General features: G+C 66.2%; 15 protein-coding genes and 1 tRNA gene. 12 read left to right on the forward strand and 4 right to left on the reverse strand.

All coding sequences use genetic code 11. The features are described 5' to 3' along the window. Positions 1-3 precede the first annotated feature (3 nt). From cysS to sigH, 3 genes are read left to right on the forward strand one after another with little or no spacing between them, the layout of a single operon-like run. The gene (gene cysS, locus M3N53_09175; protein MDP9068494.1) at positions 4-1,449 is read left to right on the forward strand and encodes a cysteine--tRNA ligase; all 1,446 of its coding nucleotides are present in this window, start codon (positions 4-6) and stop codon (positions 1,447-1,449) included. Positions 1,450-1,498: 49 nt separating this feature from the next. Continuing rightward, a complete protein-coding gene (gene rlmB, locus M3N53_09180) occupies positions 1,499-2,200 on the forward strand; it encodes a 23S rRNA (guanosine(2251)-2'-O)-methyltransferase RlmB (GenBank protein ID MDP9068495.1) in 702 nt (233 codons plus the stop codon). A 58-nt stretch (positions 2,201-2,258) separates the two neighbouring features. Further along, the gene (gene sigH, locus M3N53_09185) at positions 2,259-2,879 is read left to right on the forward strand and encodes an RNA polymerase sporulation sigma factor SigH (GenBank protein MDP9068496.1); all 621 of its coding nucleotides are present in this window, start codon (positions 2,259-2,261) and stop codon (positions 2,877-2,879) included. On the opposite strand, the gene M3N53_09190 is transcribed toward sigH, so the two are convergent. Further along, a complete protein-coding gene (locus M3N53_09190; protein ID MDP9068497.1) occupies positions 2,850-3,149 on the reverse strand; it encodes a hypothetical protein in 300 nt (99 codons plus the stop codon). The two genes, sigH and M3N53_09190, sit on opposite strands and share 30 nt — an antisense overlap. A 204-nt stretch (positions 3,150-3,353) precedes the next feature. Here M3N53_09190 and M3N53_09195 point away from each other — a divergent pair. From M3N53_09195 to M3N53_09210, 4 genes are all read left to right on the forward strand, one after another. Then, a tRNA-Thr gene (locus M3N53_09195) sits at positions 3,354-3,427 on the forward strand. A gap of 101 nt (positions 3,428-3,528) precedes the next feature. Next, positions 3,529-4,716: a Glu/Leu/Phe/Val dehydrogenase gene (locus M3N53_09200; GenBank protein ID MDP9068498.1), complete on the forward strand. Its 1,188-nt coding sequence runs from the start codon at positions 3,529-3,531 to the stop codon at positions 4,714-4,716. 65 nt (positions 4,717-4,781) lie between these two features. Next, positions 4,782-5,051: a DUF3263 domain-containing protein gene (locus tag M3N53_09205; GenBank protein MDP9068499.1), complete on the forward strand. Its 270-nt coding sequence runs from the start codon at positions 4,782-4,784 to the stop codon at positions 5,049-5,051. A 57-nt stretch (positions 5,052-5,108) separates the two neighbouring features. Beyond that, positions 5,109-5,648, forward strand: coding sequence for a LytR C-terminal domain-containing protein (locus M3N53_09210; protein MDP9068500.1), 540 nt, complete (start codon positions 5,109-5,111; stop codon positions 5,646-5,648). Here the strand turns inward: M3N53_09210 and M3N53_09215 are convergent, their stop codons facing one another. Continuing rightward, positions 5,649-6,467 carry a hypothetical protein gene (locus M3N53_09215; protein ID MDP9068501.1) on the reverse strand — a complete coding sequence of 273 codons (819 nt, stop codon included), beginning with the start codon at positions 6,465-6,467 and terminating at the stop codon, positions 5,649-5,651. Between the two features lie 37 nt (positions 6,468-6,504). Here M3N53_09215 and otsB point away from each other — a divergent pair, with 37 nt between their 5' ends. Then, the gene (otsB, locus tag M3N53_09220; protein MDP9068502.1) at positions 6,505-7,281 is read left to right on the forward strand and encodes a trehalose-phosphatase; all 777 of its coding nucleotides are present in this window, start codon (positions 6,505-6,507) and stop codon (positions 7,279-7,281) included. On the opposite strand, the gene M3N53_09225 is transcribed toward otsB, so the two are convergent. After that, complete coding sequence (locus M3N53_09225) at positions 7,278-8,762, reverse strand: trehalose-6-phosphate synthase (protein ID MDP9068503.1); 1,485 nt, start codon at positions 8,760-8,762, stop codon at positions 7,278-7,280. The genes otsB and M3N53_09225 overlap by 4 nt on opposite strands. Before the next feature lie 21 nt (positions 8,763-8,783). Here M3N53_09225 and M3N53_09230 point away from each other — a divergent pair, with 21 nt between their 5' ends. Beyond that, the gene (locus tag M3N53_09230) at positions 8,784-9,875 is read left to right on the forward strand and encodes a glycerate kinase (protein MDP9068504.1); all 1,092 of its coding nucleotides are present in this window, start codon (positions 8,784-8,786) and stop codon (positions 9,873-9,875) included. 38 nt (positions 9,876-9,913) lie between these two features. Then, positions 9,914-11,224: an AI-2E family transporter gene (locus M3N53_09235; GenBank protein ID MDP9068505.1), complete on the forward strand. Its 1,311-nt coding sequence runs from the start codon at positions 9,914-9,916 to the stop codon at positions 11,222-11,224. Here the strand turns inward: M3N53_09235 and M3N53_09240 are convergent. Next, the gene (locus M3N53_09240; GenBank protein MDP9068506.1) at positions 11,205-12,155 is read right to left on the reverse strand and encodes a glucosyl-3-phosphoglycerate synthase; all 951 of its coding nucleotides are present in this window, start codon (positions 12,153-12,155) and stop codon (positions 11,205-11,207) included. The two genes, M3N53_09235 and M3N53_09240, sit on opposite strands and share 20 nt — an antisense overlap. 37 nt (positions 12,156-12,192) lie before the next feature. Here M3N53_09240 and M3N53_09245 point away from each other — a divergent pair, with 37 nt between their 5' ends. Continuing rightward, positions 12,193-12,786 (forward strand): RNA polymerase sigma factor, encoded by a 594-nt coding sequence (locus M3N53_09245; protein ID MDP9068507.1) that lies wholly within the window; start codon positions 12,193-12,195, stop codon positions 12,784-12,786. Further along, a complete protein-coding gene (locus M3N53_09250; GenBank protein MDP9068508.1) occupies positions 12,783-13,133 on the forward strand; it encodes a hypothetical protein in 351 nt (116 codons plus the stop codon). Before M3N53_09245 ends, M3N53_09250 begins: the two co-directional genes overlap by 4 nt. The last annotated feature ends 16 nt before the right edge of the window (positions 13,134-13,149 follow it).

Genomic DNA, 13,149 nt, shown 5'->3' on the forward strand with positions numbered 1-13,149 from the left:
CGCATGCCGATCCAGGTCTACGACTCCATGGCGCGGCGCGCCGTTCCCTTCCAGCCACGCGACGAAGGGAAGGTCGGCATCTATTGCTGTGGGATGACGGTCTACAACTTCGCCCATATCGGCAACATGCGCACGATCATCTGGTTCGACCTGATCCGGCGGTACCTCGCCTACCGCGGGTTCGACGTCACGTTCGTCATGAACTACACCGACGTCGACGACAAGATCATCGAGCGGGCGAACCTCGAGGGGTTGTCGCCGGACGAGATCACGGCGAAGTACGAGCAGGCGTTCGAGGAGGATCTGAAGGGCCTCGGAGGGCGGGAGCCCGACGTCCTTCCGCGCGCCACGACGCACATCGACGAGATGATCGAGGCGATCTCGGGGTTGGTGGAGAAAGGTATCGCCTACGCGGCCGAGGGCAACGTCTGGTTCTCAGTCGAGAGCTTCGACGGGTACGGGAAGCTCTCCGGGCGAAGCCTCGACGACATGCGCGCCGGGGAGAGGGTCGAGCCGCATCCCGGTAAACGCCACCCGCTCGACTTCTCCTTGTGGAAGGCGGCGAAGGAGGGGGAGCCTGCGTGGGAGTCGCCCTGGGGGCCGGGACGTCCGGGCTGGCACATCGAGTGCTCTGTCATGTCCGACAAGTACCTGGGGATGGGTTTCGACATCCACGGTGGCGGAAGCGACCTGATCTTCCCCCACCACGAGAACGAGATCGCGCAAGCAGAAGCGCTCGCGGGGACGGAGCCCTTCGCGCGCTACTGGTTGCACGCCGGGATGGTGCAGATGGAGTCCGAGAAGATGTCCAAGTCCCTCGGCAACGTCGCTCTTGCGCGCGAGGTGTTGCAGCGCTATCAGTCCGAGGCGGTCCGCTACTGGATGTTGCAGGGCTCCTATCGGAGCCAGGTGGTTTTCTCCGAGGGTGCGCTAGAGGACGCGACGCAGAGCTACGAACGGTGGCGCACCTTCATCATGTCGGCCCGCGATCTGCTAGACGAGCTCCCGTCGCCCCCGCGCGAACGGACGGCGGGCGAGAAGCTCGCGGACGCGCCGGCCGCGGTGGGAGGTTTCATCGCGGCGATGGACGACGACTTCAACTCCGCCGAAGCCTTTGCCGCGATCCACGAGCTTGTCCGCGAAGGGAACAAAGCGTTGACGGACGCGCAGTCCGGCACTGCGTCTGCGCGCGACGAACTGTCGCGACATGTCGCGTCGTTCTTGGAGCTGACCGGTGTCCTGGGCTTCGCCTTCCCGGAACCCGAGGGTGCCGGATCCGAGTTAGCCGGCGAGTTGATCGAGTACCTCTTGGAGCGGCGCGACCGGGCGCGCGCCAACCGCGACTTCGCGGAGGCGGACGAGATCCGGGCGAAGCTCACAGACCTCGGCGTCTTGATCGAAGACACGCCGACCGGCGCGCGCTGGCGGATAAGTGCCGCGTCCAACTGAGGGAGACGCACACGCGAATTCGTCCGTCCTGTGCGGGCGTAGGCCCGTCTTGGAGCTGCTGCGCGCGCGTCGCCCCGCAGAAAGGATCTTGCTCGCGGCAGGCCTCGGGCCGTCCGCGGTGCTCGGGGAGATAAGGCGACGCGCCGAGGACGCCGCGATCCCGGTGAAGGTCGTGCCCCGGGCGGAGATAGATCGGATCACCGACGGCGAAAGCCATCAGGGAGTGGCCGCGATCACCGGGCGCTACCGCTACGCGAGCCTCGAGAGTCTCTTCGGCCCCGCTGCGGCCGTCTTGTTCCTGGACGGTGTCACCGACCCCCACAACCTGGGCTCGTTGATCCGCAGCGCCGAGTGCTGTGGCTTCAACGGTGTCGTGGTTCCGACGCATCGCTCCGCGGGCGTCACGGGCGCGGTGCGACGCGTGGCCGCGGGAGCGGCCGAGATCCTGCCCGTCGCACGGGTCACAAACCTGGGTCGCGCCCTCGACCAGGCGAAGGAGGCGGGGCTTTGGATAGTGGGCCTCGCAGGTGAGGCCGACCACGATCTGTGGTCTTCGGACCTGCTCGAGCCACCGCTCGGGTTGGTGCTCGGCGCCGAGGGGAGCGGGCTCTCCAAGAACATCCGCGAGCGGTCCGACGGGCTGGTCAGGATCCCGCAAGAGGGCCGGATCGGGTCGCTGAACGTCGCCGTCGCCGGTGCCATCGCCATGTTCGAGGTAGCTCGACGCAGGATGTCTTCCGCTACGCTGTGAGGCATTCAGCTCCATCGCGGCATCGTCGCCGCGATTCGGCACGAGGACGGGTGCGGTAGTGCAGCCTTTAAAGGAGATCGAGGACGACGCGCTGGTCGAGCTCGCGCGCGGCGGGCAGGACCAGGCGATCGACGAATTGCTCCACCGTTACCGCCACTACGCGAGGGCGAAGGCTCGCTCCTACTTCCTAGCCGGGGCCGACAAGGAAGACATCGTTCAGGAAGGGATGATCGGGCTCTTCAAGGCGGTCCGCGACTTCCAGGCGGACAAGAACACCGCCTTCCGGGCGTTCGCCGAGCTCTGCATCACGCGTCAGATCATCACGGCGATCAAGACCGCCACCCGCCAGAAGCACATCCCGTTGAACTCTTACGTGTCGCTGAACAAGCCGGCGGGATATGACGACGACCGGCCGCTGGAGGATGCATTGGTCCAGCGGACGGTCGACCCCGCCGACCTCGTCATCTCGGCCGAGGAGATCGCCAGCATCCGATCCTCGATGGGGCGGTTGCTCTCCGATCTGGAGACCGAGGTCCTCCAGCTCTACATGGACGGCAAGTCGTATCAGCAGATCGCGGACATGATGGGCCGCCACGTGAAGTCGATAGACAACGCGCTCCAGCGCATCAAGCGCAAGCTAGAACAACACCTAGCAACCCGCGACGTAGAGGTCGTCTAACAGCCGAAACCTGTCACACCTGCTCGCTACATTGAACCCGTGGCGTACGTCGGTGATCAACATCCGGTTGCAGTTGGCGATCAAACCACCGCGATGGTCTTGGCGCGCCTCGTGCAGGTGTACCCGCAAGTCCTTATCCCGTTCGGCGAGAACCAGCGTTACGACCTTCTGATCGAAGATGGGGATCTCTTCATCCGTGTCCAGTGCAAGACGGGTCGTCTCAGAGACGGCGCGATCCGGTTCAATGCCTGCAGCGTGAACTATCACCACCCGAATAACCGCGGGTCGAAGCCCTACCGACACGACTACCGAGGAGCTGCGGATGTGTTCGGCGTTTACTGTCTGGAGACGGACGGTGTCTACCTGGTTCCCGTAAACGAGGTAGGACGTAACTTAGGCGCGCTCAGGATCGAGCCCACGAAGAACTCGCAGCAGAAGAAGATACGCTGGGCCGCCGACTATGAGTTAACAAACGCCGGGTTAGCTCAGCTGGTCAGAGCAAGGCTTTTGTAAAGCCTAGGCCGTCGGTTCGAATCCGACACCCGGCTCTATGGAAACAGAGCCCGTCGACGTCCCCGCGCAGACAGATCCTTCGCACGACACCGCGTGGGAGACGGCGCTGGCGCAACTGGATGAGGTCGCCGAGCTGATGGGGCTCGCGCCCGGCGTCCACGCGATCCTCCGCAGCCCCAAACGATCGCTGAGCGTCTCGGTCCCGTTCCGGATGGACGACGGCTCGACGCGCGTCTACCAGGGCTACCGCGTGCACCACAACGTCACCCGCGGCCCCGCCAAAGGCGGGATCCGCTATCACCCGGACGTGGGGCTCGACGAGGTCAAGGCGCTCGCGATGTGGATGACGTGGAAGTGCGCCATCGCCGGCATCCCGTTCGGGGGCGCCAAGGGCGGCGTCGCTGTCGACCCGAAGGAGCTGACGCGCAGCGAGCTCGAGCGGATGACGCGCCGTTACGCGTCCGAGATCCTCCCCTTCATCGGGCCCGAGAAAGACATCCCGGCGCCCGACATGAACACGAACGAAGAGATCATGAGCTGGATCATGGACACGTACTCCATGAACTCCGGCTTCTCCGTTCCGGGAGTCGTCACCGGCAAGCCCGTCAGCATCGGCGGGTCGAAGGGCCGCGCGGGCGCAACGTCGCGCGGCGTCATGTACATGATCTTCTCGACGTTGAAAGCTCTCGGCGTGGGGATCGACGAGGTCTCCGTCGCGATCCAGGGCTACGGGAAGGTCGGCGGGCACGCGGCCCAGCTACTACACGATGCCGGATGCCGCGTGGTCGCGGTTTCCGACGCGGAGGGCGGGCTGCATCGGGACAAGGGCCTCGACCCCGAGGCGATCAACCGCCACAGCCGCGAGGCGGGAACGGTCGCAGGGTACGGAGCGGCGGAGCCCATCAGCAACGCCGATCTGCTGGAGATCGACTGCGACGTGTTGGTCCCGGCCGCGATCGAGGGCGTGATCACCGTGAAGAACGCCGACAAGGTGAAAGCCAAGGTCGTGTGCGAGGCGGCGAACGGCCCGATCACCTTCGAAGGCGACAAGATCCTGCACGACAAGGGTGTTTTCGTGGTGCCCGACATCCTCGCGAACTCGGGCGGCGTGACCGTCTCTTACTTCGAGTGGGTGCAGGACATCCAGGCGTACTTCTGGGACGAGGAGGAGGTCAACGACCGCCTTCGCCTGATCATGGAGCGGGCGTTCGCCGAGGTCTACGAGCTGGCGACGTCGAAGGCCTTGTCGATGAGACAGGCGGCGCACTGGATCGGCGTCGGCCGGGTCGCGGAGGCACACCTCACGCGCGGCCTGTTCCCCTAAGCACGGACTCGCGAACGACGCGCTAAATCCGGGGCCCCGCCGGGGGTTCGGACTACCCTGGCCCCATGGAACAGCTCGACGAACGGGAGCAGGCGGTACTTGATTTCGAGCGATCCTGGTGGAAGCACGCCGGGGTCAAAGAGCAAGCGATCAAGGATCGCTTCGACATGTCGGCGACTCGCTATTACCAACTGCTGAACGAGCTCCTCGAGAAGCCCGGTGCGATGAGCTACGACCCCATCCTCGTCAAGAGGTTGAAGAGACTGCGCGTCTATCGTCAGCGGCAACGGGTGGCCCGCCTTCTGGGCGCGGAATACTCCCCCAGCAAGAGGTAGGACCTCCGCCCGATGGGCAGGCATTCGGCAAGAGAGCAGGGCCCTTTCATTCGCTCGGTGCTGGGATGGTTCGTCCCGTGGCTCCTGATCGCGGTGGTGGTCGGGGCCGCCGTGTGGGTACTGGTGAACGCGCTGGGCGGTGAGGAAACCAAGCCGGTAGCAGCTGGTGGGAGCCCCTCGCCGTCGGCAAGTACGACGCCCTCTCCAACCGAAAGCAAACCGAAGGTCGCGGTCGCCTCTCCTTCCGCCAAACCGTCTGCAAGGCCCGCGAAGAAGCCGAAGCCGACGAAGAAGAAGTCACCCGGCCCCCCCGCGCTGATCACCGCAGGTATGAACGTGCAGGTCTTGAACGGGACCTCGGACACGGACGCTGATGACGCCGTTGCCGCCCGGCTAGAGGGGCTCGGCTTCCGCATCGAAGCGATCGACGAATCATCCGCCGCGTATGACCGCACGACCGTCTTTTGGTCCTACCCCGAGGCTCAACGCGCAGCTCAGGTGCTGGCAGAGCGGCTGGGATGGGTGGCGCAGCCGAAGCCAGACAACCTCTCGGACACGGTCGCGCTTCACGTCGTCGTGGGAGTGGACGAGGTCTAGCTACTCCGCGACCGGGCCCTCCAGCTTCTGGAGCGTCAGATCCAGGTCCAGCCTCAATCTGCCCACGATCGGCGCTTGCTCGCTCCCCGGCTCGATGCGAACGTCGAACTCGCCTCTTGTCGAAGACGTAGCCCTGCGCAGGAAGCCGCGGTCGATGTCGACCTCGGCGTCGCTGCGCGTCTCGGCCGAGCCCGTCAACTCCGCCTCGCCCTGCGGCAACGTCGTGGCCCACACCAGCGGCCCCGCTCCTGAATACGCGACGTCGGCCACCTTTCCGGCCGCGTCGCGCCGGAGTCCCACGAGCCGTCCGGTCGTCAGCACCTGTTGGAACACCGCCTCGAGATCGACCTGCTGCTGCGCGCGCCAGGTGTCCCTCAGCCGCACGGGCTCCAGGGGAAGCGGAGGACGGTAGGTCCCGATGAACGCCAGCTCGTCGGGATCGAGAGCCTGCGCCGGAACACCATCGACCTCGAGCACCTCGAACACCTCACCGTTCGGGCCGATGCGCAGCGCGAACGAGCGTTGCCTGGAGCCGGGCGACGGCAGCCCTCGTTCCTCGACCTCCAGCGGCACCATCTGGACCGACACGACCACGCCGCCGGCGTCGCTCGACTCGACGGTCTCGGTCACCTCGAAGGTGACGTCGTAGGAGCCCTCCCCGGGTCCACCGATGTCCCAACTCGCGGTCGCATGAGCGTGCATCTGATAGACGTTCGTTGCATCTGCGGGGTACTGGTAAGCGAGCCGAACGGTGTCCGGTCTGCACGCGGACATCGCCGCTAAGACGAGCGGCAGCGCGAGAAGGCGCCACGGCTTCATCCGAAGAGTCTAGAAGGCAACGTCTACGCTCCCGGACGTGCGAGCGACATTGGAGGACCTGAAGCGCGGCGCGCATCAGGCCGGCATCTTCCTCGACTTCGATGGGACACTCTCGGACATCGTGCTCATTCCGTCCGAGGCGCGTCCGGTGGAGGGAGCCACCGACCTGCTGCGGGAACTGGCGAGGTCGTATCGCGTGGTGACGATCGTCTCCGGCCGCTCGGCTCACGAGCTCCTCGAGTGGGTCGGGCCGGACCTCGACATCTGGGGCGTGCACGGCGCGGAGCGGGTGGTCGATGGGCGCGTCACGTCCTCGCCGCTCGTAACTTCCTGCACCGAGCTCATGCGGCGCGTCCTTGATGAAGCACAGGACGGGGTTGCTCGTTTGGATCTTCCCGGAGTGGTGGTCGAAGACAAGGGCGTGATCATCGGGCTTCACTTCAGGGCCGCTGCGGATCCCGATGAAGCCTCCGCGCAGCTAGATCGTCTGGCGGGGGAGCTTGCCGAGAAACACGGGTTGTGGCGGGCCGGCGGACGACTTGCTTACGAGTTGCGCCCTCCGGTCGCTCTATCCAAAGAGACCGTCGTGCTGGACGTCGTAGAAGAGTCGGGTGTGCGAGCAGCGCTGTTCGCCGGCGACGACCGGGTCGACCTGCCCGGTTTCGATGCCCTGGACGTGCTCGATCAGAGAGGACTCTCCACCCTGCGTGTGGGCGTTGTGTCCGACGAAGCGCCGCCCGAGTTGATCGAGCGCGCCGACGTGACGGTCGATGGGCCCGCAGGGATGGTCGAGCTGTTGCGCCGGCTTCTTTAAGTGCGGGGCGGAGGCGTCACGGGAGCTCCGCCGCCTTTGATCTCGCAGAGATCCTCTAGCTGCGCATGGATCCAGTCGGCCGGCCGGCGGGCCGCCGCCGCCTCGCGCAACGCCTCCGCTCTCGCGGTCCGCTCCGCGGGCTCCATCGCGAGAGCCCGTTCCAGAGCGTCGGCGGTGGCTTCGACGTCCAGAGCATCCGCGATCTCGACCGCGTGGCGGCCGAGCTCGTCGAACGACCCTGCGCCCCGAGACAACACGAGGATGCCCGAAGCATCGTTCACGACCGGCCCCTCCTTCGAGACGAGGTTCATCCCGTCCATGATCGGGTTCACCAGCAAGACGTCGTAGATGCTGAGCGCGGCCAGCGTCCGGTCGAAGTCGTTTTCGAGGAAGAGTTGGATCGAGCCGGGGTGGCGGCTCTTGACCTCGTCGACCACCTGTTCGATGCGGTCGCTGTACCGGCGGTACTCCGGCATCGACTGTCGCGAGGGGTAGAGGCAAGCGATGAACCGCGTGGTCGCCGCTAGATCGGGCCGCCGGTCCAGCAGCCGCCCGAACGCCTCGAAGCCTCTGATGATGTTCTTCGAGGGCTCGGTGCGGTCGGCTCGGACGATGAGCCGTCCGGGAGAGGGGGGTCCGTGGGTCCATCCGCTGAGGAAACGTTCTCTCCACACCACAGCCGGTTCGCTCTCAGCGCGTTCCCGAAGGCCTTCCGGATCGATCGGGATCGGATAGGTGCGGATCCAGCTCCGGCGGCCGTGATGATCGACCGAGCCGGAGGTTCTATCCACGTTTGCGCCGATCCGCTCGCAACAGGCCATGAACCCGTTCGCCCAATCCGGCACGTGGAACCCGACGAGGTCGGCGCCGAGCATCCCCTCGATCACGCGTTTGGGAAGCGGACGTGGAAGACGTTCGAGTCCGTCGGGCCCGCAGAACGACGAGTGCGTGAAGTGGAAGATCGTCTGTTCCGGGTGGAGCTTGCGGAGGTAGAGCGGAGCGGTGGCCAGGTGGTAGTCCTGGAACAACACGACTGAGTCGGGATCGGCGTGATCAGCCGCGGCCCGAGCGAACATCTCGTTCACGGGTTCGTAAGCCTCGTCCCACGCCGCAAGCTCGTCCTCGCCGAATTCTCGGATCTCCAACTCGTCCCAGAGGCAGTGGTTCGCGAACCACAGCATGCGGTTGGAGACGACGTCGTAGTAGCGGCTGTAGCGACGGGGCTCGATCTCCAACATGTGAACCGGATACCCGAGCAGATCCTCGAGCGAGTCGGCCTCACCCGCGGCCAAAGCCTTCCGATCTGCCTCAGACGTCGCCGCTGAGATCCAGACCGCCTTTTGTCCCAACTCGCGGGCGACGGGATCGAGGGCCCCGGCGAGTCCTCCCGCGCCTCTCTTCTTGTCGAAGCCGTCGGAGGTTTCGATGAAGGAGACCGGGCCCCGGTTCGAGACGAGCGCGACCTCCATCTCGTCATCCATGTCCTCGTATCGTAGGTGGCCGTGCGCGCGCTCATAGCCCCGGACAAGTTCAAGGGAACGCTGTCTGCCCCCGCCGCAGCGCTTGCGATCGCAGAAGGAGTACGAGAAGCCTTGCCGAGCGCGGTCATTTCTCTGTGTCCGCTGGCAGATGGCGGTTCCGGAACCGTAGACGCCTTGCTGGACGCGGTGGATGGGCAGAAGCGGTACGTCTCGACGACGGACCCGTGGGGGGTCCCGATCCGCGCACCGGTGGCAGCGCTCGCCGACGGCAGCGTCTGCATCGAGACGGCCGCGCCGGAGATGCGCGACGCCGTCGCCGCCGATTCGGGCGGGACCGGACGGGCTCTCATCGAGGCGGCTGCTCTCTCGCCGACGCGAACGGTCCTCGTCGCCGTGGGCGGAACCGCGTCCACCGATGGAGGCGTGGGGCTCGCGCGCGCCCTGGGGTGGCGGTTCGTCGATGCGCACGGCCAGCCCCTCCCGCCCGGCGGCGGCGCGCTTGCAGAGCTCGCGCGGATCGAGGCACCGACCGAGCGGATCGACGCGAACGTCATCGGATTGTGTGACGTCGATACCCCCCTGCTCGGTGCGGCGGGGGCGGCCAGGCGCTTCGGCCCCCAGAAAGGGGCGTCACCCGAACAGGTCGAGCTGCTGGAACGGGGGCTCACGACCCTCGCCCGGGTGATCGAGCGCGACCTGGACCTTGACGTGGAGCGCTTGCCTCACGCGGGCGCCGGCGGCGGGCTCGCCGCGGGCCTGTCCGCATTCCTCGGGGCGGAGCTCCGGTCCGGCTTCGGCTTCGTCGCCGAGAAGCTCCGGCTGGAGCGACTGGTGTCGGAGGCGGACGTGGTGGTGACCGGCGAAGGCCGCTTCGACGAACAGAGCCTCGACGGGAAAGCACCCACGGGGCTGGCGCTGATGGCGCGCGGCCTTGGCGTCCCGTGTCTCGGGATCTTCGGGAGCATCGCCCTCGCGCCGAAGGTCGCCCTGACGGCAGGGTTCAGCGACGTCGTCGATCTGACGGATCCGCGCGAAGCGGCGCCAGGTCCGCAGGATCCGTTCGCGACGCTCGCCCGCGGGGCCCGTGCACTCATGCAACGTCTCCCCGCATAAAGCAGCTCTCGGGTTCGTTGCCGGTGGATACTTCTTCTATGTCCACGCCTCAGCTCCCTCGGCTTCCCGCCGGCGAGCGCCTGCGTCGGGCGGGGGTGGCTGCATGGTCGATCATCGGGCTGCTCATCGTCGGCGCGATCCTGGTGTGGGTCCTCTTCAAGATCCGGATCATCTTTCCGCCGCTCGTTCTCGCGTTGCTGATCATCTATCTCATCAACCCGATCGTGACGCGCCTGGAGGAGAGGCGCGTGAAGCGGACGCTCGGGACCTTCCTCGCGTACGTGGTGGTGCTCGGCGGCCTCACGCTGCTCGTCATAGCGATCACTCCGTTCATCTCGCGGCAGGTGGACAACTTCAGCAGCCAGTGGCCCCAGTTCAAGCTCGAGCTGGCGGACTCGATCGTCGGCTTCGGTGAAGGCGTGAATGACCGCTTCGGCGTCAACCTCGATACCGCGCAAGTGAGTTGCCTGCTGGATGCGGATCAGACTCTGGACGCAGATGCCCCATCACACGCGAGGTGCGACGAGGTCACCCAGCGGTTCCGCGAGAGGGTCGCGGCGTCGGCGGACAGGATCACCGAGCTCGGCTCGTCTGTGCTGGAGGTGCTGTTCATCTTCATCCTCGGCCCCCTGCTCGCGTTGTACCTCTTGATCGACCTGCCCCACCTGCAGCGAGACGTCTTGAACCTCGTGCCCGAGGCGCATCAGAAGGAGGTGGCGGATCTCGGGTCGAAGGTCGGACGCACCGTCGGCGGCTTCTTCAAAGGCCAGTTCCTGGTCGCGCTGACCGTCGGCGTGATGGCGTCGATGGGCTTCGCGCTCATCGGCCTGCCTTTCTGGTTGATCATCGGCGCGATCGCCGGGTTTACGAACCTGATCCCGTTGGTAGGCCCTTTCATCGGCGGCGGTCTGGGCGTCGTGATCGGCCTCATCACCGGAGGCACCGCGTTGGGGCTAAAGGCAGCTCTCGTAGCTCTCGCTGTTCAGCAGATCGACAACCACATCATCAGCCCGAACGTCATGAAGCGCACGGTGCAGCTCCACCCGGTAACCGTCATGCTCTCGATCCTCGCCGGCGGCACGCTCGCCGGGTTCTGGGGGGTTCTTCTGGGCGTCCCCGTGGTGGCGGTCGCGAAGCTCCTGCTCAGCCATCTGTGGACCACGCGCGTCCTGGGGATCGAGCCCTCGCCCTACGCGGTCGCGGCGGGGGTCACGCCTCCCTCGGTCGTGCCGGAGACGCCCGTGGTCGTGGCGCGGGGGCGAGAGCCCGACGCCGACGAACCGCCGGCGGTGTCCGACCCGCCGGACAAGCCGGGGCCGTTCAGGCCGCTCAAAGGACGCTCTTCATAGGCGGTAGCTCCGTGACCTGAAGGTCGTGCCCGATCGCGGCCGCACCGCCCGCGGTGGGGGCGAACTGCACGAATCGCTCCGGCCACTCACCCTCCAGCTTCAGACGGCCCATCTCCTGCGCTCGTTGCGTCATCACCTGCATGATCTGGAACGACATCCGACCGAGTGCCAACACGTCCTGGTTGCGGTGCATGCGAGAGCCGAGGTCCACCTGCGCCGTCGAAGCCAACCCATGCTGCGACACCAGGTCGATCAGCAACCCGATCTCGATCCCGTACCCGGTGAAGAAGGGGAGAGCTCGCAGAGTGTCACGGTAGGCCGCGTACTCACCCGAGAGAGGCTGGATGAATCCGGTGAGCTCCGGGAACAGCAAGTGGCACAGCGGCCGTACGACCAGCTCCGTCACGCGCGCGCCGCCGGTACGAAGCGATTGCTCCCCCGTAGCGAAGGGTCGTTCGTAGAACGCTTTCGTGTGGATCACCGAGGGGTCGCTCAGCAGCGGGCCGATCAATGTCGTGACGAAGTCGCTGCTGAAGTTGCGCGTGTCGGAATCGACCCACACCACGACGTCTCCCCGCAACACCGCCAAGCTCTTCCACAGAGCGGCTCCCTTGCCGCCATCGGGCGCGATCTCGGGCAGCACATCTGCGGTCCGGTACACAGCGGCCCCCGCCCCTAGCGCCGCGGCCACGGTGGCGTCGGCGGAGCCGGAATCCACCACCACCAGCTCGTCGACCAGTCCCGCCTCGGCCAGTGGCGCGATCCGGTTGCAGATCTCGCCGATGGTCGACTCCTCGTTCAGCGCTGGGAGGCAGACGCTGATCGCTATCTGTCGGGACCTCTTGAGGTCGATGAGAGCGGGCAGCGGAAGCGGCTCCGCGGTGTGGATCCTCGGCTCCAGATCCGCGGGGAAGCCCAGGTCGTCGGCCATCGCCGGCAGGGTAATGCGCCTGTAACCTCGCACGCGTATGAGGCGTCCAAGCGCTCACCGGGAGAAAGCGTCGTTCGAGAAGGTCTCCGCCGAGGTCGTCGAGCGGTGCAAGAACGGCGACGAGCGGGCTTGGGCCGAACTCGTCGATGCCACCTACCGGGACGTTTACACGTTGTGTCTCCGCATCTTGGGGGACCCGCACGATGCCGCCGAGGCAACGCAGGACGCGTACCTCAAGGCGTGGCGGGGACTGAAGAGCTTCCGCGGCGACGCGATGTTCGAGACGTGGCTGTACCGCGTTGCCAGCAATTCCGCGTTGAGCAAGCACCGCGGCCGGGGACGGAGGCAAGGGCGCGAGGCGGTGATGGAAGACGAGGCTCTGATGCAGCTTCCGGCGTCGGGTTCGGTCGAGGAGACGGCCGGTGCTCGCGTCGAGGTGCAACGCTTGGAGGCAGCTCTAGCCACGCTGCCGGAGCAGCACAGAACCGCAGTGGTGTTGAGGGACGTGTACGGGATGACGATCCAGGAGATCGCGAAGCAGCTCGGGATCTCGGAGACGGCAGCGAAGGTGCGGGTGCACCGAGCCCGCAAGAGGCTGAGGGACCTGGTGTTCGAAGGAGACGAGCGATGAGGTGTGAAGAGGTCAGAGAGATCCTTCCGGCGTACGGCCGCGACGGCGAGACAGGGCTTCCCGTCCGCAGGCACCTGTCGCGCTGTCCCGATTGCTCCGAGGAGCTGGCGCGCTACACCTCGCTGTCTCGTTCGTTGAGTGATCTGAGGACGCACGCGGTGGAGCCTCCGCCGGAGCTCTTCCATCAATTGGCGTCGATCCCTTACCGCACGTCGCGGGCTCAAGAGGTCCGGACGCACGTCACCCGCAACCGCAACAGGTACGCGACCGGAGTCGCCGTCGCGGTCGTCGGAGCCGCCGGCGCAGCGCTCTGGAAGACGCGCCGCGGCCGGATGGCCACCGCCTAAACACGACTAGACTCGC

The organism is Actinomycetota bacterium, assembly GCA_030776625.1.
Taxonomy (GTDB): domain Bacteria; phylum Actinomycetota; class CADDZG01; order CADDZG01; family WHSQ01; genus MB1-2.